Source organism: Luteimonas wenzhouensis (genome assembly GCF_007859305.1).
In the GTDB taxonomy this organism is placed as follows: domain Bacteria; phylum Pseudomonadota; class Gammaproteobacteria; order Xanthomonadales; family Xanthomonadaceae; genus Luteimonas; species Luteimonas wenzhouensis.
On record NZ_VOHE01000006.1, the window covers coordinates 116,832 to 136,817 of the forward strand.

A 19,986-nucleotide genomic window follows, 5' to 3' on the forward strand; every position below is an offset into this window, starting at 1 on the left:
CCGGCTCCCGGGCCTTCACCGATCGTCCGCTGGCCGACGCACGCCGCCCGAACGGGGGACCGGCCTGCGTGTGCCGCGGCCGCGGCGCGGACGGCCTCGTGGCACGCGCGCCATGAGCGTGCTCGGCCTGCTGCTGCGGCGCGCAGCCGGATCGCCGGCCGCGGCCACGCCATCGCTCCCGCGGGACCGCGCGCCCGCCGCGCACGGCCCGGGCGGCGGCCAGGCGCGCGCGGCGCGGCGTCCACCGGCGGCCGCGACGCCGCACCGGCGGCGGGACTGAACGATGGCTGCTTGCGCGCCACTGCCGCGCGGTGTTCAGATGCACGCCCATGCCCGTCGACCTGCACCGCCGCATCGACGCCGTCTGGCGCGAGGAGTCGCCGCGGATCATCGCGGCATTGATGCGCCTGGTGCGCAACCTCGACCTGGCCGAGGAGCTGGCGCAGGACACCCTCGTCACCGCGCTCGAGCGCTGGCCCGACGCCGGCCTGCCTGACAACCCGGGCGCATGGCTCATGGCCGCCGCGAAGAACCGTGCGCTCGACCACCTCCGCCGCGAGGCCATGCTCGCGCGCAAGCATGCGCAGATCGCGCAGGAACTCGACGGCCTCCACGACGAGCTGCACGCCGCGCGCGAGGCCGCGCTCGACGACGACATCGGCGACGACCTGCTGCGGCTGATCTTCGTCGCCTGCCATCCGCTGCTTTCGCGCGATGCCCAGGTGGCGCTGACCCTTCGCCTGCTGTGTGGCCTGGCCACCGACGAGATCGCACGCGCCTTCCTGGTGCCCGAGGCCACGGTGGCGCAACGCATCGTGCGCGCCAAGCGCACCCTGGGCGAGGCCGACGTGGCGTTCGAGGTGCCGCGCCGCGACGAACTGCCCGAACGCCTGTCGGCGGTGCTGGGCGTGGTCTACCTGGTGTTCAACGAGGGCTACGCGGCCACCGCGGGCGAGGACTGGATGCGGCCGGCGCTGTGCGCCGAGGCCCTGCGCCTGGGCCGGCTGCTGGTGGCGCTGGCGCCCGCCGAGGCCGAGGCCTTCGGCCTGCTGGCGCTGATGGAGCTGCAGGCCTCGCGCACCGCCGCGCGCACCGGCCCCGATGGCGCGCCGGTGCTGCTGCCCGACCAGGACCGTTCGCGTTGGGACCGCGCCGCGATCGAACGCGGACTGGACGCGCTGGCGCGCGCGCGACGCCTGGCGCCGGCACCCGGGCCCTACGCGCTGCAGGCCGAGATCGCCGCCTGCCACGCGCGCGCGGCCCGGGCCCAGGACACCGACTGGGGCCGGATCGTCGCGCTCTACCGCGCGCTGGAGGACGTGTCGCCGTCGCCGGTGGTCGCGCTCAACCGCGCGGTCGCGGTGTCGATGCACAGCGGACCCGCGGAGGGGCTGGCGATCGTCGACGGACTCGCCGGGGAACCGGCGCTGCGCGGCTACCACCTGCTGCCCGCGGTGCGCGGGGATCTGCTGCAGCGGCTGGGGCGCGGCGACGAGGCCCGCGCCGAATTCCTGCGCGCCGCGGACATGACCCGCAACGCGCGCGAACGCGAGCTGTTGCTCGCGCGCGCCGAAGCGGCCGCCGGCTGAGGGCGCGCCTACTCCGCCGCCACCGCCTCCACCTGGATGCGCAGGGTCACGGCCATGTCGAAGCCGTAGGCCTTGCCGGCGCCGATGCCGAAGTCGTCGCGCTGGAAGCGCGCCAGCGCGTCGGCCCCGCACAGCTCGCGGCCGTGCAGCGGGTGCGGCATGCACTGGAAGGAGAGGATCTCCAGCGCCAGCGGCCGGGTCACGCCGCGCAGGGTGAGTTCGCCCTCGACCCGGGTGGGCCGGCCGTCGGCGAAGCCGGCGAGGCGGCCGGTGTAGCGCGCCTCGGGATGGCGGTCGACGTCGAGCAGGTCCGGGCCGCGGGCGTGCTCGTCCATCGCGTCCAGGCCGAAGTCGACGCTACCGGTCTCGACCACCACCTCCAGCCGCCCGTCTCCGGCCTCACGGTCGAGCGTGACCCAGCCGCGGCTGCGGTTGAACTTGCCCCGCCACACTGACAGCCCGCCGAGGTGGTCGGCTTCGAAGCTGGGAAAGGTGTGGGCCGGGTCGAGTTCGTAGCGGACTTCCGCGGCGGTCGCGGGCATGGCGGCCGGCAGCAGGACGGCCAGCAGCAGCGGGATGGTGCGCATGTCGGGGCTCCTTCGTGCTTGCGTGGCGGCTACTGCATCGAGTGCAGGCCGATCAGGTTGCCCTCGGTGTCGAACACCAGGGCGATGAATCCGAACGGACCGATCGACATCCGCGGCCGCATGATCCGCCCGCCCGCCGCGACCACACGCTCGGCGGCGTCGCCGCAGTGCTCGGTGGCGAAGTACACCACCGTGCCGCCGGGGCCGGGCTCGACGCCGGGCATCCGGCACAGCGCGCCGTTGGCGCCGTAGCGGTCCGGCCCGCCCGGGAACTCCCACATCTCCAGGCCGTCGTCGCCGGGCGGCTTGAGCGGCTGCAGCGCCACTGCGAACACGGCTTCGTAGAAGGCGCGCGCGCGGTCCATGTCGCGCACGTAGAGCTCGAACCAGTTGACGCTGTTGACCGCGGACATCGGGGCTCCTGCGCCGGGCGGACCGGCCTGTCGGTGGATGGGCGTGGCGGTGGCCCCCCGTCGGGCCGCGGGGCCGGGGCCGGGCGTGCCACCTGCAGCCACGACGAAGCGGGGCGGCGTGGATCGACATCCGCACGCGGCCCGCGAAGGGGAGGCGGGCGCGGACCGCGCCCGGCCGGGGAAACGCTCCGTCAGTCGCCCGCCGGCAGCCACAGCACGAGCGCGGCGCCGAGCAGGATCCGGTACACGGCGAAGCCGGTGAAGCGGTGGCGCTTGATGTAGCCCAGCAGCCACTTCACCACCACGAAGCCGGTGGCGGTGGCCGCGGCGAAGGCCAGGGCCACGTCGCCCCAGGGTTCGCCGCCCAGTCCGCCCTCCTTCCACACTTCCAGGAAGGCGTAGCCGCTGGCGGCGAACATGGTCGGGATCCCGACCAGGAACACGAACTCGGCGGCCGCCGAGCGCCGGCCCAGTCCGGCCAGCATGGCCATGAAGATCGCCGCGGCCGAACGCGAGGTGCCGGGGAACACGCCCGCCACCACTTGGGCGAGGCCGACCAGCACCGCCACCGTCCAGGTGACGTGGGTCGAATCGCCGCGGCGTTCCGCGAAATGCTCGGCCAGCAGCATCCACAGGCCACCGAGGATCAGCGCCCACGCCACCGGGGTCACGGTCTCGGGCAGCTCCCAGCCGGCCAGGCGTACCGGCAGGCCGACGAGGGCGGTGACCAGGAACGCGGCCGCGAGCTTCATCGCGTAGTCGCGGTTGTCGTGTGTGCCCAGGCCCGTGGCCAGCTGCCAGATGCGCTGCCGGAACACCAGGGTGATGGCAAGGATCGCGCCGGCCTGGATCACGATGTTGAAGAAGTCCGAGCGCGCGCCCAGCCAGTGCTGGGCGATCAGCAGGTGGCCGGTGCTCGACACCGGCAGGAATTCGGTCAGCCCTTCGAGGATGCCCAGCAGGAGGGCGGACAGTGGTTCGGACATGGACGTGGTTCGGCCGGGGGGCAGGCAGGATAACGGAAGGGCTGCGCCGGGACCGGCCGGGTGGCCCGGGCGCAGGGCCGGGGGCGACGCGACAGGCCTTCCCCGCGGCGACCGGGCGGACGCCAGGGGCGCCTCCCCAAGTTGGTGCATGCATCACCCGGGCTTCACCTTTTTCGTGCGCGGCAGCACAACTTTCTCTGGCGGCTCTTTGCGAATCAATACGTTAGGAGCATCCCGGGGTTGGCACGGCGCTTGCTCCAATGGGTGCAGACCTTCGCCAACCAGAGGCCGCACCACCATGTCGCTTGAGAACGTCGAGAAATTGATCAAGGACCACAAGGTCGAGTTCGTCGACCTGCGTTTCGTGGACATGCGCGGCGTGCAGCAGCACGTCACCTTCCCCGCCAGCATCGTCGAACCGGGGCTGTTCGAGGACGGAAAGATGTTCGACGGCTCCTCGATCGCCGGCTGGAAGGGCATCAACGAGTCGGACATGATCCTGCTGCCCGATGCGTCCACCGCATACCTGGACCCGTTCTACGCCGACCCCACCCTCAACCTGACCTGCGACATCCTCGAGCCGGCGACGATGCAGCCGTACGCGCGCGACCCGCGCGGCATCGCCAAGCGCGCCGAGGCCTACCTCAGGTCCAGCGGCATCGCCGACCAGGCCTTCTTCGGCCCCGAGCCCGAGTACTTCATCTTCGATTCGGTGCGCTTCGCCAACGAGATGGGCAACACCTTCTTCCACGTCGAGTCGGAGGAAGCGGCCTGGAACAGCGGCAAGGACTACGAGGGCGGCAACAGCGGCTACCGCCCCGGCGTGAAGGGCGGCTACTTCCCGGTGCCGCCGGTCGATTCGCTGCACGACATCCGCGCCGAGATGGTCAAGACCCTCGAGCAGATCGGCATCGAGGTCGAGGTCCACCACCACGAGGTCGCCACCGCCGGGCAGTGCGAGATCGGCACCAAGTTCAATTCGATGGTGAAGAAGGCCGACGAACTGCTGGCGACCAAGTACGTGGTGCGCAACGTGGCCTTCCGCAACGGCAAGACCGCGACCTTCATGCCCAAGCCGATCGTGGGCGACAACGGCAGCGGCATGCACGTGCACATGTCGCTGGCCAAGGGCGGCCAGAACCTGTTCGCCGGCGACGGCTATGGCGGCCTGAGCCAGCTGGCGCTGTGGTACATCGGCGGCATCTTCAAGCATGCCCGCGCGATCAACGCCTTCTCCAACTCCGGCACCAACAGCTACAAGCGCCTGGTGCCGGGCTTCGAGGCGCCGGTGATGCTGGCCTACTCGGCCCGCAACCGCTCGGCCTCGTGCCGCATCCCCTGGGTGTCGAACCCGAAGGCGCGCCGGATCGAGGTGCGCTTCCCGGATCCGCTGCAGTCGGGCTACCTGACCTTCACCGCGCTGATGATGGCCGGCCTGGACGGGATCAAGAACCAGATCGATCCGGGTGGCCCGTCCGACAAGGACCTGTACGACCTGCCACCGGAGGAGGAGAAGAAGATCCCGCAGGTGTGCGCCAGCCTCGACCAGGCGCTCGAGGCGCTGGACAGGGACCGTGAGTTCCTCAAGGCCGGCGGGGTGATGAGCGACGACTTCATCGACGGTTACATCGACCTGAAGATGCAGGAGGTCACCCGCTTCCGCGCCGCCACCCACCCGCTCGAGTACCAGATGTACTACGGCGTCTGACGCACCTGGCCCCTGCCCCCGCGCGGGGGCAGGGCACCGCCGGGGCGGCCGCGCCAGCACCTCCCCGGCACCACTTCCAACCGATTCATGTCCGGTGGCGAACCGGACGTGCGGCCCTCCCCCACGCCGGGCCGCGCACTTTCCTTCGCGAGGACCACGCAACGCCCAGGCCAGATCGACAACACGGACGGGAAAGATGACACCGGACGAGGCGCCGCAGAGCGTCCGCCGGCACCCGCGCCAGGCATGGGGATGCCGGCGGGCGAAGCTGCACCAAGCAAGACCGGGGAGGGGCTTTTTCATCCAACGAGGAGCCTGTCATGTCGTCTCGCAAGATCGCTATTGCCACACTCCTGTCCGCCGGCCTGCTTGCGGCCGCTCCCGCCTCGGCGGAAGTGTCGGGCTCGGTCACGGTGGTCAGTGACTACCTGTTCCGCGGCGTCACCCAGACCAACGAGAAGCCGGCCCTGCAGGCAGGGGTGACCTGGGAGCACGAAAGCGGCTTCTACGTCGGCGGCTGGGGCAGCAGCATCAGCTGGCTGGCCGACTCCGATCCGGACGTGTCGAGCCAGGTGGAGCTCGACGGCTTCATCGGCTACGCCGGCGAGTTCGGCGACAGCGGCTTCGGCTACGACGTCGGCGCCAACTACTACTGGTACCCGGGCCGCTACCCGGCCGGCTACAACGATCCCGACACCCTCGAGGTCTATTTCGGCCTGAGCTGGAACGTGCTCAGCGCCAAGTATTCCTACGCCACCACCGACCTGTTCGGCATCCCCGACTCCGACGGCAGCACCGCGCTCGACCTCGGCGCCGACTGGGAGTTCGACGGCGGCTGGAGCGTCGGCGTTGCCTACGGCCGGCAGTGGGTGAGCGGCTACGGCGGCGAGCTCGACTACGACTACTGGAAGGTCGCTGCCGGCAAGTCCTTCGAGAACGGGTTCGGCATCGGCCTGGAATGGCACGACACCGACATCGACGGCCTCGACGACACCGTGCTGGTGTCGCTCTCGAAGTCGTTCTGAGCGGCCACCACCGGCCACAGGAGGCAACTGTATGAAACTGATCATCGCCATCATCCGGCCGTTCAAGCTCGACGAGGTGCGCGAAGCGCTCGGCGAGGCGGGCGTGACCGGGCTCACCGTCACCGAGGTCAAGGGCTTCGGCCGGCAGAAGGGCCACACCGAGCTGTACCGCGGCGCCGAGTACGTCGTCGACTTCCTGCCCAAGCTCAAGATCGAGGCGGCGGTGTCGGACGACGTGTTCGACGCCGCCCTCGAGGCCATCACCCGCGCCGCGGGCACCGGCAAGGTGGGCGACGGCAAGGTGTTCGTCGTCCCGCTCGACCGGGTCATCCGCATCCGCACCGGCGAAATCGACGCCGATGCGCTTTGACCAGACCTCGGAGGCTGAACCCATGAAGACCAAGATGTTCTCCGGGCTGAAGACCCGTACCCGTGCGGCGGCGCTGGCGCTGCTGTTCGGCGTGGCCGCGGCGTTCGCGGCGTCCCCGGTGCTGGCGCAGGAAGCGGAGGCCGATGCGCCGGTCGCCGAAGCGGTCGCGGCGGTGGAAGACGCCGCCGCCGAGGCAGAGGCCGCGGTGGCCGAAGCGCCGGCCATGGAAGCGGCGGCGGAGGAAGCGGCGGACGGGACCGAAGCCGAAGGCCCCGCCTTCGACAGCGGCAACGTGGCCTGGATGCTGACCTCGACCCTGCTGGTGCTGCTGATGGTGGTCCCGGGCCTGGCCCTGTTCTACGGCGGCATGGTGCGCTCGAAGAACGTGCTGTCGGTGCTGATGCAGGTGCTGGTGGTGTTCTCGGTGGTGATCCTGGTCTGGGTCTCCTACGGCTACAGCGCCGCGTTCACCGACGGCAACAACTTCTTCGGCTCGTTCACGCAGAAGGCGTTCCTCAAGGGCATCACCACCAGCAGCGAGTCCGCGGGCCTGCCCGAGCTGCTGTTCGTGGTGTTCCAGTCCACCTTCGCCGGCATCACCACCGCGCTGATCGTCGGCTCGTTCGCCGAGCGCATCAAGTTCAAGTCGGTGCTGCTGTTCTCGGTGATCTGGGTGACCTTCGCCTACCTGCCGATGGTGCACATGGTGTGGAGCGGCGGCTTCCTGGCGCACAAGGGCGTGCTCGACTTCGCCGGCGGCACCGTGGTCCACATCAACGCAGGCATCGCGGGCCTGGTCGGCGCGTACTTCCTCGGCAAGCGGCTGGGCTTCGGCCGGGAAGCGCTCAAGCCGCACAACGTGCCGTTCACCTTCATCGGCGCCTCGCTGCTGTGGGTCGGCTGGTTCGGCTTCAACGCCGGCTCGGCCGTGGCCGCGGACGAGATCGCGTCGCTGGCGATGATCAACACGATGGTGGCCACCGCCGCCGGCGTGGTGGCGTGGAGCCTGGTGGAGGCCCTGGCCAAGGGTCGTCCCTCGGCCCTGGGCGCGGCCTCCGGCGCGATCGCCGGCCTGGTCGGCATCACCCCGGCCGCGGGCACGGTGGGCCCGATGGGCGCGATCGTCATCGGCCTGGCCGCGGGCGCGATCTGCGTCTGGGGCGTGAACGGCCTCAAGCGCATGCTGCGGGTGGACGACACCGCCGACGTGTTCGGCGTGCACGCCATCGGCGGCATCGTCGGTGCCGTGCTCACTGGCGTGTTCAGCGCCGAGTCGCTGGGCGGCACCGGCATCGAGGGCACGATCGGCGCCCAGGTCTGGGCCCAGACCTTCAGCGTGCTGTTCACCATCGTCTGGTGCGCCGTGGTCACCTCGATCGCGATCCTCGTCGCCAAGGCCGTGTTCGGCCTGCGCGTGACCGAGGAAGAGGAACGCCAGGGCCTGGACATCGTCTCCCACGGCGAGTCGGCCTACGAGAGCTGATCGCCAGGGCGATCGACCTCCCCCACGAGGTGCAGGCGGGCGGCGCAAGCCGCCCGCCTGTTTTTTTCTGGGCGGCGGTCGGGGCCGCGCGCGACTCGAGCCTGCCGGGCGGCTGCTGGGCCGGCCGCCAGGCGCGCGTGTCCCCGCAGGGTTTTATTCCAGCGGGTAGAGGCCCGCACGCACCGCGCCGCAGCGCACGTAGTGCACGGCCGACGCGTCGTCCGCGCCGGCGCCGGGCTCCCATCGGCTCCAGGTCATGGCGTCGGACCGCAAATCGAGCCTGAAGACCTCCGGCGCGACGGCGTCTGCCGGGACGGAAGGGTCGGGCAAGACGTCGATGCCGACGTCCGCCTCCACCCGCCACGTGGCGTCCGCCACCTGCTCCACGCGCTTGACGAGATGGAACTCTCCTTCGCCGTATTCGGCGTAGGCGTGGACCAGGCGCGGTGTCACCACGAGCGCGCCCACGAGGGCGATGGTGTCGGCGTCGACGTCGTCGTCCGGTCCCGGCGCCTGCAGGTAGTGCCCGCACTGCGCTTGCGCGTCGTCGGGGTACCAGACGCCCAGGGCCGGTTCCGGGATCCGGGCGGCGTCGGCCCGTGGCGCCGGCGGGGCCGCGTCGTCCGCTTGCGGCCGGGGCGCACCCTGCACGAGGCTGGGGCAGGCGAGCAGGCCGGCCAGAACCAGTACGGTCGGGCGTGCACGGCGCGACGGCGCGGGGGCCATGGTCGCAGCGGGTGGTGCGTCGTGGTCGCCCGGGCGGAAGGTCGGGGTCATGGGCTGCCGTCCATTGCAGGAAGGGGCGGCCCGCTGCCGTCTCGCACCTGGGGCCCACCCGTCAGGCGTTTCTACCACACCCGTCCGCCGTCGCAGGCGCATCCGGTGGACGACCGGCGACCCGCGCCGGGTGGACACAGGCCCGTTGCTTGCATCGCTGCCGCCGCGCGGCTGCAATGTCCGGATGAAGCTGTCTCACCTGTCGATCCCCGCGCTCGCCTGCGTCCTGGCGCTGGCCGCCTGCCAGCACGGCGCGCCGCGCAATCCGATGGCGACCTGGGTGCCCTCGCCCAACCACGACCTGCGGCGTCCGCAGCTGGTCGTGATCCACTACACCGAGCAGGAGTCCGTGGCCCGGAGCCTGGCCACGCTGCGCACGCGCAACGCGGGCGGCCGGGTGAGCGCGCATTACCTGATCGGCCGCGACGGCCGCATCTACCAGCTGGTCTCCGACCAGTACCGCGCCTGGCATGCGGGAGCGGGCAGTTGGGGCACGATCCACGAACTGAACTCGGCCTCGATCGGGATCGAGCTCGACAACAACGGCCGCGAACCGTTCCCCGAGGCGCAGATCGAGGCCTTGCTGCGGCTGCTCGAGGACCTGGCGGCGCGCCACCGGCTGCCGAAGTCGGCGGTCATCGGCCACTCGGACCTCGCGCCGGGGCGCAAGATCGACCCCGGTCCGCTGTTCCCGTGGAAGCGGCTGTTCGACGCCGGGTTCGGCATCTGGCCCGATCCCGACGCGCCGCCGCCGCCGGACGGCTTCGATCCGATGCTGGCGCTGCGACTGATCGGCTATGCGATCGACGACCCGGAGGCGGCGATCCGCTCCTACCGCATGCGCTTTCGCGGCGACAACGGCCGGGTACTGGATGCGCAGGACCTGTGGATCCTGCATGCGCTGACCAGGCGCGGCGGGGCGCCATGAGCGCAGCTGGAGGCGGGGATGCGCCGAGTGGCGCCCGCGTGTGCCGGGTGATGCCTGCCGGGTCCGGGCATCCGACGTTCCGCGTGCGGGAGGAGCTGGTGCGGTGGTCGCGGCTGAAGCCGCTCCTACAGTCGGCGGTTCCCTGTAGGAGCGGCTTCAGCCGCGACCGGGGCTTCGCCGCAAGGCGCAATGTCCGTCCGCGCCCTGTCGCGCGCGCCTCGCCGCCATCCGGGACACCGGTGCCCGCCGAAACGCGATGACCGGGCGGGTGCCCGACCACGCCACCCCCGCTTCCACCGCCTGCTCCCTCCTCCGCTCGCGGGGGAGGGTTGGGGTGGGGGCAACGGGTCGCGTCATGCCCCTGGCTGTCCCGGCGCCGGAGGGCGCCCCATCCCGGCCTTCCCCCGCAAGCGGGGGAAGGGGCAGGGCGCGGAACGTGCGGGGCCGCGGCTCCGACGCCACCGCCTCAGCCCTTCGGCCCGCCCATCACCGGCAGCACGATGCCGTTGACGTAGGACGACATCACCGGCGAGGCGAGGAACACGAACGCGGGCGACAGTTCCTCCGGCTGCGCGGGGCGGCCCATGGCGCTGTCCCGGCCGAACTCGCCCACTTCGTCGGCGGGCTTGTCGGCGGGATTGAACGGCGTCCACACCGGCCCGGGCGCCACCGCGTTGACCCGGATCCCGCGCGGCAGCAGGTTCGCGGCCAGCGCCCTGGTGAACGCGTGGACCGCGCCCTTGCTGGTCGAGTAGTCGATCAGCTTCGGGCTGCCGAACAGGCCGGTCACCGACCCGCAGTTCACGATCGACGCACCGCGCTGCATGTGCGGCAGCGCTGCGCGCGCCATGTACAGGTAGCCGGCGACGTTGGTCTGCAGGGTTTCCTGCAGGTGCTCGTCGCTGATGTCCTCCAGGCGTTCGGCGTGCAGCTGGAAGCCGGCGTTGTTGACCAGCACGTCGATGCGCCCGAAGCGCTTGGCGACGCGATCCACGGCGCGTTTGCAGAAGGCGGGGTCGCGCACGTCGCCGGGCACGAGCAGTGCCTCGCGGCCTTCGGCCTCCACCCGGCGCGCGGTCTCCTTCGCGTCGTCGTGCTCGTCGAGGTAGAAGATCGCCACGTCCGCGCCCTCGCGCGCGAACAGCACCGCCACCGCGCGGCCGATGCCCGAGTCCGCGCCGGTCACGATCGCCTTCATCCCGGCGAGCTTGCCGCTGCCCGCGTAGTCCGGCGCCTCGAACCGCGGCGCCAGGTCGAGTTCGGCCTCGCGCCCGGGCTTGGCGACGTGCTGGGCCGGCATCTCGACCGGCTGGCGGCGGGTCCCGGCCTGGGTGGCGGCCTTGCGACCGCCCTTGCCCGGGCGGCGCGCGTCCTTGCGCTCGATCGACTGCTGGAGCGCGCGCTGGCGGCGCGCGGTCTTCTTCGCGGCGCCGGCGTCCGCCGACGCGTCCGGGCGCGACCGGGCGCCGGCCTTCTTCGCCGGCTTCGCGGACTTCGCGGTCGTGGACCGGCTGCCGGTGCGCTTCGCCGCGCCGCGCGTGGGACCGGTGGTCCTGCTGCGTGCCATCGCCATCGTCCTCCCCGGTCAGCCGGCCTTGCGGGTGCGCGTGCCGGACTTCGCGGCCTTCTTCGCCGGGGCCTTCTTCGCCTTGGCCGCCTTGCGCGGGGCGGCCTTCCTGGCCGCCTTCTTCGTCGCGGTCTTCTTCGCCGGCGTGCGCCTGTTGTCCTTCAGGCTCTTCTGCAGCAGCGAGACGAAGTCGACCACGTTGGTCGCCGCGCCTTCCTCGGGCTCGGGCTCCTCGAGCACCTGGGTGGTCGCGCCCTTGTCCTTGATCCGTTTGCGGATGATCTCGGCCAGGCGCTCGCGGAACTCGTCGTGGTAGTCGCCGGGGTTCCACTTCGCCGCCATCGAATCGACCAGCTGGGTGGCCATCTCCAGCTCCTTGGCGCTGATCCGGTAGTCGCCGGCCTTGCCCTCTGGCAGCTTGTACTCGGACGGGTCCACCAGCTCCTGGGGGTAGCGCATCAGCATCAGCACCAGCGCGTCGCCCAGCGGCATGACCGCCGACAGGTACTCGCGGGTGCGGATCACCACCCGGGCGACGCCGATCTTGTTCGCCTTGCGCAGGGTCTCGCGCAGCAGCACGTAGCCCTTCTCGGCCTTCTTGCCGGGAACGAGCACGTAGGGTTTCTCGTAGAAGCGCACGTCGATGGAATCGGCATCGACGAAGGCCTCGATTTCCACCGACTCGTGGCTTTCCGGCGCGGCCGAGGCGATGTCGGACTTCTCGATCACGACGTAGTTGCCCTTGTCGTACTCGAAGGCCTTGACGATCTCCTTCCAGGGCACCTCCTCGCCGGTCTCGGCGTTGACCCGCTCGAACCGGATCGGGTTGCGGTCGCGCGAGTCGAGCATGCGGAAGGAGAGGTCGTTGCTGCGGGTGCCGGACATCAGCGAGACCGGCACGTTGAGCAGGCCGAAGCTGAGGTTGCCGGTCCAGATCGGTCGGGCCATGCCGTCGCTCGGGGGTGGATCGGGCCTGCCAGCCTGCCGCGGGGCGTGTGGTGGCGCCGTGCAGGCGGCCGGCCGGTCAACCGGGCAGGGACTGGCGCAGGCTGTCGAACCCGTCCCAGGGGTGGCCGCGCAGGCGCGACAGCCGCGCCAGGGCGTTGCCGATGTGCCAGGCGTTGCCCGCCTTGACCCGGCCCAGTTCCTCCCAGCGCAGCGGCATCGAGACCGGGGCGCCGGCACGCGCGCGCACCGAGAAGCTGGCCACGCTGGTGGCGCCGCGGCCGTTGCGCAGCCAGTCGATGAAGATCCGGCCCTTGCGCCGGCGCTTGCTGGCGGTGGCGACGTAGCGCAGCGGGTCGGCCTCGCGCGCGGCCTCGGCCACGGCCTGGGCGAAGGCGCGCGCCTGCGGCCAGGGCGCGGGCGGCGACAGCGGCACCACCAGGTGCAGGCCCTTGCCGCCGCTGGTGCGCACGAACGACTCCAGTCCGGCCTGGCCGAGGAAGCCGCGCAACTGGCGCGCCGCGGCGACCACCTCCGGCCAGCCCACCGACGGGTCCGGGTCGAGGTCGAACACCAGCCGGTCGCAGTGCTCGACGTCCTCCACGCGCGCGCCCCAGGGGTGGAACTCGATGGTGTTGAACTGCACCAGCTCCAGCACGCTGGCCGCGTCGGTCGCGTACAGGTAGTCCTCGCGCCCGCCGCCCGATTCCTCGATCGGGACGCGCGAGACCAGGTCCATGCCCGGGGTGGCGTGCTTCTGGAAGAAGCACTGCGCGCGCAGGCCGGACGGGCAGCGCACCAGCGACAGCGGGCGGCCGGCGATCTCCGGCAGCAGCCAGTCCATCGCCGCGGCGTAGTAGTCGGCCAGCTGCTGCTTGGTGATGCCGTCGTCGGGGAACAGCACCTTCTCCGGGCTCGACAGCTCCGGCGGCGCGCGGCTGCCGGCACGCGACGCGGTGCTGCGCGACTTGCCCTTCGTCGTTGCCGAAGACGCGCCGCGCTTCGTTATCGCCTTGCCCGTGCCCTTGCGCGTGCCCGCCTGCTTCGCCATCGGTCGTTCCTCCGCTTCGATGCGGTCGCCGCCGGCGTCGGCCAGCGCCGACACCGGCTTGTCCGGCCGCAGGGCCTTGAAGCTGGCCTGGCGCAGCAGGCCGCTGCCGCCGGTGCCGCGGGTGATGACTTCGACCACGAACGCCGGACGCGGCAGCCACCTGGCCTGGCGCAGGTCGGTGTCGTTCGCCGGCACGTGCACGGTGGGCGCGTCGCGTCCCTTGCCGGCCAGCCGCTCGCCGAGCGCGCGCAGCTGCGCGTCGTCGAGGCCGCTGCCGACGCGGCCGACGTAGCGCCAGCCGTGTTCGGGATCGGGCGTGGCCAGCAGCAGCGAGCCGATGCCGCGGCGGCTGCCCTTGGGTGGGGTGTAGCCGACCACCGCGTACTCGGCGCTGGCCAGTGCCTTGGTCTTGCGCCAGTCGTCGCCGCGCCCCGGATGGTAGGCCGCGTCGCCGCGCTTGGAGACCAGGCCCTCGAAGCCGGCCTCGAGCGCGGCCTGGAGCGCGGCTGCGCCGTCGCCCATGCCGTGCGAGCTGTAGGCCAGCGCGTCGGGCGCGCCGCGCAGCAGGCGTTCGAGCAGCTGCTTGCGCTCGTGCAGCGGTGCGCCGGAGAGGTCGATGCCGTCCAGGTGCAGCAGGTCGAACAGCACCAGGCGCAGCCGTCCCTGGCGCTCGCCAGAGAGCACCTGCTGCAGCAGGTTGAAATCCTCGCGCCGGCCCTGGCCGGCGATCAGTTCGCCGTCGACCAGCAGGTCGCGCACGCCGAGGGCGGCGAGCGCGTCGTCGACCTCGGGCACCCGCGCGGTCCAGTCCAGGCCGTTGCGCGACCAGAGCCGCGGCTCGCGATCGCGCAGCGCGGCGAGCAGGCGGTAACCGTCCCACTTGAGTTCGTGCAGCCAGCGCTCGCCGTCGGGCGGCTTCGCCACCAGGCGCGCGAGCTGCGGGCGCGGAGCGTCGGTCGCCAGCGCGCGACGGCGCGCGCCGGGCAGCTTCGCGGCGAGGGCGGCCCAGTCCGTGCGCCGGCGTGACCCAGCCGACGTGCGCGTCGCCTTCGCGCGGCTGGCGGTCTTTTTCGTCGCCCGCCGGGCGGGCGTCCTCGCGGTGGCCGACCGCGCCGGCGTCTTCGCGGCCTTGTTCACCGTCCGCGCGCCACGCTTCGATGCCGGGGGCGGGGTGACGCCCTCGAGCAGGTCGTCCGCCTCCGCATCGCCCGCCCACGCGTCGTCCTGCTTGAACAGCAGCCACTGCGGCTGGCGCGCCGGCTTGCCCGAGCGCACCAGGTGCCAGCCGCCCTTGAGCCGCTCGCCGTGCAGGGTGAAGCGCAGATGGCCCTTGGCCAGCTGCGCGGCGACGTCGCCTTCGGTGGTCCAGGTGCCACGGTCGAACAGGGCGACGTGGCCGGCGCCGTAGTGGCCGGCCGGGATCTCGCCCTCGAAGCCGGCGTAGTCGAGCGGGTGGTCCTCGACCTCCACCGCCATGCGCTTCACCGAGGGGTCCAGGCTCGGGCCCTTGGGCACCGCCCAGCTGCGCAGCACGTCGCCGACCTGCAGCCGGAAGTCGTAGTGGCGGTGGCTGGCGTGGTGCAGCTGGACCACGAAGATCGGGCGCCGGCCCGGGGGCGCGGCGCGCGGGCGGTCGTCGGGTTCGGGCGTCTGCCCGAAGCGCCGCTTGCGTCGGTAGTCCTCCAGCGCCATGGCGGTGGCGGCGCGGCCGGGTCAGGCCGCGGGCGTCGCCGTCTGGTCGCCGTCGATCTCCAGCCGCACCAGGCCGAGCTCCGCGAAGCGCGGCGCGAGCGCGACATGGTGGTCATCGTCGGCATCGACCACGACCAGGACCTTGCCGGCCTCGATCAGCTCCTCGTAGTTCCGGCGTTCCGGCTCGGGGAGCGTGGCGCCGAACAGGGCCGAGGCCCAGCCGCCGACCAGCGCGCCGGCCCCGCCGCCGGCCAGCATCGCGCCGGCCAGGGTCAGCCCCAGCGGCGGAAAGGTGGCGGCCGCCAGGCCTGCGACCGCGCCGGCCGCAGCGCCGTAACCCATGCCGCGCGCGGCGGCCGGGAGCATGTCGGTGTCGGCCTGCTTGAGGTCGTCGGAGACCGCGCCGACCTCGATGTCCGAGCGCGCGATTAGCGAAAGCGCCTCGTCGCCCAGCCCGGTCGTGCGCGCGATCGCGACCGCCTGCTCGGCGCGCGCCAGGTCGGGCGCGCAATGGATGCTGCGCCGGCTCATGCCGCCTGCTCCGCCTGGTCCGCGCAATGCGGGCAACAGTACACCTGCCCGCCGCGGCCCACGCCGTGGCCGATCACGGTGCAGCCGCAATGGGCGCATCGTGGGGCGAGGGCGTGGATGGCGCATTCGAAGCAGTCGAACACGCCGTCGCCGCGCGCGGTCTGCACGGTGAAGGCGTGCTCGTATTCGTTGCCGCAGACGTCGCACCTGGCCATCGGAACCTCCGGTGTCGCGGGAAACACGCTGCAGATTGCGCCTGCGGCCGGGATGACGACGTGAAGCGCCGCGCGTCGCGCCGGCATCCGGCCCGCCCACGGCTGGCCAGGCGCGTTGCGTCGTCCGACGCGAGGTCAAGGCGGTGTGACGGACGCGGTGGGCGCCACCAATATCATCCGTGCTGCGACCTTTGCGATGCGCGCGGCCGTGCATCGACCGGTCCGCTGCCCCGGATGCCTGGCGAGTGCGACGATGCGATCATCCGATGCCAACACGCTTGCGGCCATGGCCCGTGCGCCGATGCGTTCGGCCCCGCCGCCGGGCGGGAAGTAGGCGGCCATGTTCGCCGAGGCCGATGCGGTGCTGCTGGCGCGGATCCAGTTCGCGTTCACCATCAGCTTCCATTTCATCTTCCCCGCGTTCTCGATCGGCCTGGCCAGCTACCTGGTGGTGCTCGAAGCGCTGTGGCTGCGGACCAGGCGCCAGGTCTACCTCGACCTGTTCCGCTTCTGGGTCAAGATCTTCGCGGTCGCCTTCGCCATGGGTGTGGTGTCGGGGATCGTGATGTCCTACCAGTTCGGCACCAACTGGGCGGTGTTCTCCGACCGCGCCGGGCCGGTGATCGGTCCGCTGATGGCCTACGAGGTGATGACCGCGTTCTTCCTCGAGGCCGGTTTCCTCGGCGTGATGCTGTTCGGCATGGACCGGGTCGGGCCGCGGCTGCATTTCCTCGCCACGCTGATGGTCGGACTGGGCACGCTGCTGTCGGCGTTCTGGATCCTCAGCGCCAACAGCTGGATGCACACGCCGGCCGGGTTCGAACTCAACGCCGCCGGCCAGTTCGTGCCCGTCGACTGGTGGGCGATCGTCTTCAACCCGAGTTTCCCCTACCGCCTGGTGCACACGGTGGTCGCCGCCTACCTGACCACCGCCCTGGTGGTGGGCGGGGTGGGTGCCTGGCACCTGCTGCGCCAGCCGCGGCCCGAGGCGCGCGAGGCTGCGGCCGCGCTGCCGGGCGAGAATCCGGCGCTGCCGCCCTCGCAGGCCGCCGCGCGCACCATGTTCTCGATGGCGATGTGGATGGCGGCGCTGGTGGCGCCGCTGCAGATCCTGGCCGGCGACCTGCACGGGCTCAACACGCTCGAGCACCAGCCGGTGAAGGTGATGGCGATGGAGGGCCACTACGACAGCCATCCCGACGGCGCGCCGCTGATCCTGTTCGGCCTGCCCGACGACGCACGGCAGCGCGTGGACCATGCGGTGGCGATCCCGAAGCTGTCCTCGCTGATCCTGCGCCACGACATGAATGCGCCGCTGGATGGCCTGGACACGGTGGACCGGTCGCTGCATCCGCCGGTGGCGATCGTGTTCTGGTCGTTCCGGGTGATGGTGGCGCTGGGGCTGGCGATGCTGGCGCTGGGCGCGTGGAGCCTGCTGGCGCGACTGCGCGGCCGGCTGTACGACTGGCCGGCGCTGCACCGCGCGGCGCTGGCGATGGCGCCGGCGGGTTTCGTCGCGGTGATCGCCGGCTGGATCACCACCGAGGTCGGGCGCCAGCCGTTCACCGTGCACGGGCTGCTGACCACCGCCGAAAGCGCCTCGCCGCTGGACGCGCCGGCGGTCGGCGCCTCGCTGCTGGCCTTCATCGTCGTGTACTTCATCGTGTTCGGCTTCGGCACCTGGTACATCCTGCGGCTGATGGCCAAGGGCGTGCAGGCGCGCGAGCCCGCGGTCGACGGCGACGAGGGCCCGATCCGCACCGCCGGCATCACTCCCGGGCCGGCCGAACGCATCGCGGGCGGGGGCTGAGGGCGATGGGCATGGACCTGGCCACCGTCTGGGCGCTGCTGATCCTGTTCGCCGTGTTCGCCTACGTGGTGATGGACGGCTTCGACCTGGGCATCGGAATCCTGTTCCCCGCGTTCCCGCCCGGCCGCGGCCGCGACCAGGCGATCAATTCGGTGGCGCCGGTGTGGGACGGCAACGAGACCTGGCTGGTGTTCGGCGGCGGCGGCCTGCTGGCCGCGTTCCCGCTGGCCTACGGCGTGATCATGACCGCGCTCTATCCACCGGTGGTCGCGATGCTGCTGGCGCTGGTGTTCCGCGGCGTGGCCTTCGAGGCGCGCTGGCGCGACCCCGCGCACCGGCCGTGGTGGGACCTGGCGTTCACCGTGGGCTCGACCGTGGCCGCATTCGCCCAGGGCGTGATTCTCGGCGCGCTGCTGCAGGGCATCGCGGTCGAGGACCGGATGTACGCCGGCGGCTGGCTCGACTGGCTGACGCCGTTCTCGCTGCTCACCGGCGCCAGCGTGGTGGTCGGCTACGCCCTGCTCGGCGCGACCTGGCTGGTGTGGAAGACCACGGGCGACACCCAGGCGCGCGCGCGGCGGATGGCGCCGCCGCTGGGGGCGGGGCTGCTGGCGGGGATCGTGGCGGTGAGCCTGGCCACCCTGGGGCTGGAGTTCGACTACTGGAACCGCTGGACCCGCTATCCGGTGGTGCTGCTCACCGCGCAGGTGCCGCTGTTGACCGCGATCCTCGCCTACGCGTCGTGGCGCGCGCTGCGCCGCGGCCGCGAGCTGGCGCCGTTCCTGCTCACCCTCGGCCTGTTCGCGCTGACCTTCGCCGGCCTGTGCATCAGCATGTTCCCCTACGTGGTGCCGCGCGCGCTGACCGTCCACGACGCGGCCGCGCCCGACGCCAGCCTGGGCTTCATGCTGGTCGGGGCGGTGGTGCTGGTGCCGGTGATCCTGGCCTATACCGGCTGGGCGTACTGGGTGTTCCGCGGCAAGGTCGGGGACGAGGGCTACCACTGATGCCCGTCGCGCACGGCACGCGCACGCCCGGGCCGTTGTGGAAGCGGCTGCTGTGGTTCGCGGCGCTGTGGCTGGGCGGGCTGGCCGCGGTGGGCCTGGTGGCCTGGACGCTGCGGCTGTGGATCGGCTGAGGGCCGCGCCGGCTCAGGCGACGGCGGCGGCCATTTCGCGCCAGCGCGGCAGGCGGTCGTACTGGCCCACCGAACGCAGGTACGCCTCGTCGGGCTCGCGGCCGTTGACCAGGGCCGCGGCCACGTGCACCGCGCCGGTCACCCAGAAGCTGCCGCGCACCCGCGCCGGGCGGTCGTGGAAGGCCACCGCCTCGACGATCGGCCCGGGCAGCCCCCACAGGCCCAGCAGGTAGGCGCCGGTGGAGCTGTAGGGGGTGACCGCCGGATCGATGCCGGCGCTGCGCGGCAACAGCAGGCCGACCTCGGCCAGCAGCCCGGCGGTGGCGGCCAGGTCGGCACTGGGCCCGGCCAGCAGCCTGCCGGCAAGCTGGGAAATGCGCAGCGCGCGCTCGCGCAGCTCGTCGGCCTCGGGGCCGACCGAGAACACCTCGCTCGCCAGTACCAGCTGGCGCAGCGCGTTGTGGCCCAGGCGGGTGACCGCGGTGCGCAGGTCGCTGATCTCGCGACCGCCGGAGTAATAGGCCGAGTTCGACAGCCGCAGCACCCGTGCGGCCACGGTCGGGTCCTGCCCGACGACCTCGGCGATCTGCGCCGCGGTGCTGTCGGGGTCGCGCAGCAGCGCGGTCAGCGCCAGGTACTGGCGCGGCGCGGCGGGCAGGGTGCCGACACGCTCGATCGCCTGCTTGAGCGCGGGATCCTCGAGCAGTTCGCGCAGTTCGGCCACGCTTTCCACCGCCTCGATCAGCGCCATCGCCTCCAGCGGCTCGTTGAGCATCCGGTGGCTGTTGGTCAGCACGTCGAGCAGGTCGTGGCCGCTGTCGGGCGCCATCAGCTGGATGCGCACCGTGCCCGAATGGCGCCGGGCCAGCGCGGCCAGTACCGGCAGGCCGCCGCCCTCGGACTCGCGTGCGGACACCACCAGCACCTCCGGCGCGTCGGGGGCGTCGGGCGCGGGCACGTCGGCGGGGCCGGGCGCATGCCGCAGCCGCCACTCCATCCCGTAATCCGACAGTTCCCGGGCGACCTGCGCGACCTGCGCGGAATCGCCACCGACCACAACGATCTGCACGGCACTCATCCTGTTGCGTCCCCTGGACCGCCAAAGATACCCCGCCACGGCGCGCGGCCACAGCGCGCGGGCGCGGTTCTTCCACGCCGCGCACAGTTCGGT

General features: G+C 72.1%; 19 protein-coding genes. 9 read left to right on the forward strand and 10 right to left on the reverse strand.

Annotated features, from left to right (window positions below; all coding sequences use genetic code 11):
* Positions 1-329 precede the first annotated feature (329 nt).
* Positions 330-1,589 carry an RNA polymerase sigma factor gene (locus tag FQY79_RS11740; RefSeq protein ID WP_146313095.1) on the forward strand — a complete coding sequence of 420 codons (1,260 nt, stop codon included), beginning with the start codon at positions 330-332 and terminating at the stop codon, positions 1,587-1,589.
* A gap of 8 nt (positions 1,590-1,597) precedes the next feature.
* On the opposite strand, the gene FQY79_RS11745 is transcribed toward FQY79_RS11740, so the two are convergent.
* The 3 genes from FQY79_RS11745 to FQY79_RS11755 all read right to left on the reverse strand — a co-directional run bounded on the left by FQY79_RS11745 (position 1,598) and on the right by FQY79_RS11755 (position 3,575).
* Complete coding sequence (locus tag FQY79_RS11745) at positions 1,598-2,176, reverse strand: YceI family protein (protein WP_146313096.1); 579 nt, start codon at positions 2,174-2,176, stop codon at positions 1,598-1,600.
* A 29-nt stretch (positions 2,177-2,205) separates the two neighbouring features.
* Positions 2,206-2,589, reverse strand: a complete 384-nt coding sequence (locus FQY79_RS11750) for a VOC family protein (RefSeq protein ID WP_146313097.1) — start codon at positions 2,587-2,589, stop codon at positions 2,206-2,208.
* A 191-nt stretch (positions 2,590-2,780) separates the two neighbouring features.
* Complete coding sequence (locus FQY79_RS11755) at positions 2,781-3,575, reverse strand: undecaprenyl-diphosphate phosphatase (protein ID WP_146313098.1); 795 nt, start codon at positions 3,573-3,575, stop codon at positions 2,781-2,783.
* A 298-nt stretch (positions 3,576-3,873) separates the two neighbouring features.
* On the opposite strand from FQY79_RS11755, the gene glnA reads away from it, so the two are divergent.
* From glnA to FQY79_RS11775, 4 genes are all read left to right on the forward strand, one after another.
* On the forward strand, positions 3,874-5,283 hold the full coding sequence (gene glnA / locus FQY79_RS11760) for a type I glutamate--ammonia ligase (RefSeq protein WP_146313099.1): 1,410 nt from the start codon (positions 3,874-3,876) through the stop codon (positions 5,281-5,283).
* Between the two features lie 320 nt (positions 5,284-5,603).
* Positions 5,604-6,308: a TorF family putative porin gene (locus FQY79_RS11765; protein WP_146313100.1), complete on the forward strand. Its 705-nt coding sequence runs from the start codon at positions 5,604-5,606 to the stop codon at positions 6,306-6,308.
* A gap of 31 nt (positions 6,309-6,339) precedes the next feature.
* Positions 6,340-6,678 carry a P-II family nitrogen regulator gene (locus FQY79_RS11770; protein WP_027071992.1) on the forward strand — a complete coding sequence of 113 codons (339 nt, stop codon included), beginning with the start codon at positions 6,340-6,342 and terminating at the stop codon, positions 6,676-6,678.
* Between the two features lie 22 nt (positions 6,679-6,700).
* The gene (locus tag FQY79_RS11775; RefSeq protein WP_146313101.1) at positions 6,701-8,161 is read left to right on the forward strand and encodes an ammonium transporter; all 1,461 of its coding nucleotides are present in this window, start codon (positions 6,701-6,703) and stop codon (positions 8,159-8,161) included.
* A gap of 153 nt (positions 8,162-8,314) precedes the next feature.
* Here the strand turns inward: FQY79_RS11775 and FQY79_RS11780 are convergent, their stop codons facing one another.
* Positions 8,315-8,938: a hypothetical protein gene (locus FQY79_RS11780; protein ID WP_027071994.1), complete on the reverse strand. Its 624-nt coding sequence runs from the start codon at positions 8,936-8,938 to the stop codon at positions 8,315-8,317.
* A 184-nt stretch (positions 8,939-9,122) separates the two neighbouring features.
* Here FQY79_RS11780 and FQY79_RS11785 point away from each other — a divergent pair, with 184 nt between their 5' ends.
* On the forward strand, positions 9,123-9,866 hold the full coding sequence (locus tag FQY79_RS11785; RefSeq protein ID WP_146313102.1) for an N-acetylmuramoyl-L-alanine amidase: 744 nt from the start codon (positions 9,123-9,125) through the stop codon (positions 9,864-9,866).
* Positions 9,867-10,332: 466 nt separating this feature from the next.
* On the opposite strand, the gene FQY79_RS15420 is transcribed toward FQY79_RS11785, so the two are convergent.
* The 5 genes from FQY79_RS15420 to FQY79_RS11805 form a co-directional block, all read right to left on the reverse strand.
* The gene (locus FQY79_RS15420) at positions 10,333-11,433 is read right to left on the reverse strand and encodes an SDR family oxidoreductase (protein WP_246123104.1); all 1,101 of its coding nucleotides are present in this window, start codon (positions 11,431-11,433) and stop codon (positions 10,333-10,335) included.
* An 18-nt stretch (positions 11,434-11,451) separates the two neighbouring features.
* The gene (gene ku, locus FQY79_RS15425; protein WP_186760002.1) at positions 11,452-12,381 is read right to left on the reverse strand and encodes a non-homologous end joining protein Ku; all 930 of its coding nucleotides are present in this window, start codon (positions 12,379-12,381) and stop codon (positions 11,452-11,454) included.
* A 76-nt stretch (positions 12,382-12,457) separates the two neighbouring features.
* Positions 12,458-15,121 (reverse strand): DNA ligase D, encoded by a 2,664-nt coding sequence (ligD, locus tag FQY79_RS11795; RefSeq protein ID WP_146313103.1) that lies wholly within the window; start codon positions 15,119-15,121, stop codon positions 12,458-12,460.
* A 21-nt stretch (positions 15,122-15,142) separates the two neighbouring features.
* Positions 15,143-15,652: a hypothetical protein gene (locus tag FQY79_RS11800; RefSeq protein WP_186760004.1), complete on the reverse strand. Its 510-nt coding sequence runs from the start codon at positions 15,650-15,652 to the stop codon at positions 15,143-15,145.
* Positions 15,649-15,867 carry a hypothetical protein gene (locus tag FQY79_RS11805; protein WP_146313104.1) on the reverse strand — a complete coding sequence of 73 codons (219 nt, stop codon included), beginning with the start codon at positions 15,865-15,867 and terminating at the stop codon, positions 15,649-15,651. Before FQY79_RS11805 ends, FQY79_RS11800 begins: the two co-directional genes overlap by 4 nt.
* A gap of 340 nt (positions 15,868-16,207) precedes the next feature.
* Here FQY79_RS11805 and FQY79_RS11810 point away from each other — a divergent pair, with 340 nt between their 5' ends.
* From FQY79_RS11810 to FQY79_RS11820, 3 genes are read left to right on the forward strand one after another with little or no spacing between them, the layout of a single operon-like run.
* Positions 16,208-17,677, forward strand: a complete 1,470-nt coding sequence (locus tag FQY79_RS11810) for a cytochrome ubiquinol oxidase subunit I (protein WP_146313105.1) — start codon at positions 16,208-16,210, stop codon at positions 17,675-17,677.
* 11 nt (positions 17,678-17,688) lie between these two features.
* Entirely contained in the window at positions 17,689-18,684 is a 996-nt protein-coding gene (cydB, locus tag FQY79_RS11815) for a cytochrome d ubiquinol oxidase subunit II (protein ID WP_281289324.1), read from the forward strand.
* Positions 18,684-18,815 carry a DUF2474 domain-containing protein gene (locus FQY79_RS11820; RefSeq protein WP_146313107.1) on the forward strand — a complete coding sequence of 44 codons (132 nt, stop codon included), beginning with the start codon at positions 18,684-18,686 and terminating at the stop codon, positions 18,813-18,815. Before cydB ends, FQY79_RS11820 begins: the two co-directional genes overlap by 1 nt.
* Positions 18,816-18,828: 13 nt before the next feature.
* On the opposite strand, the gene FQY79_RS11825 is transcribed toward FQY79_RS11820, so the two are convergent.
* Complete coding sequence (locus tag FQY79_RS11825) at positions 18,829-19,884, reverse strand: HDOD domain-containing protein (RefSeq protein WP_186760006.1); 1,056 nt, start codon at positions 19,882-19,884, stop codon at positions 18,829-18,831.
* Between the last annotated feature and the right edge of the window lie 102 nt (positions 19,885-19,986).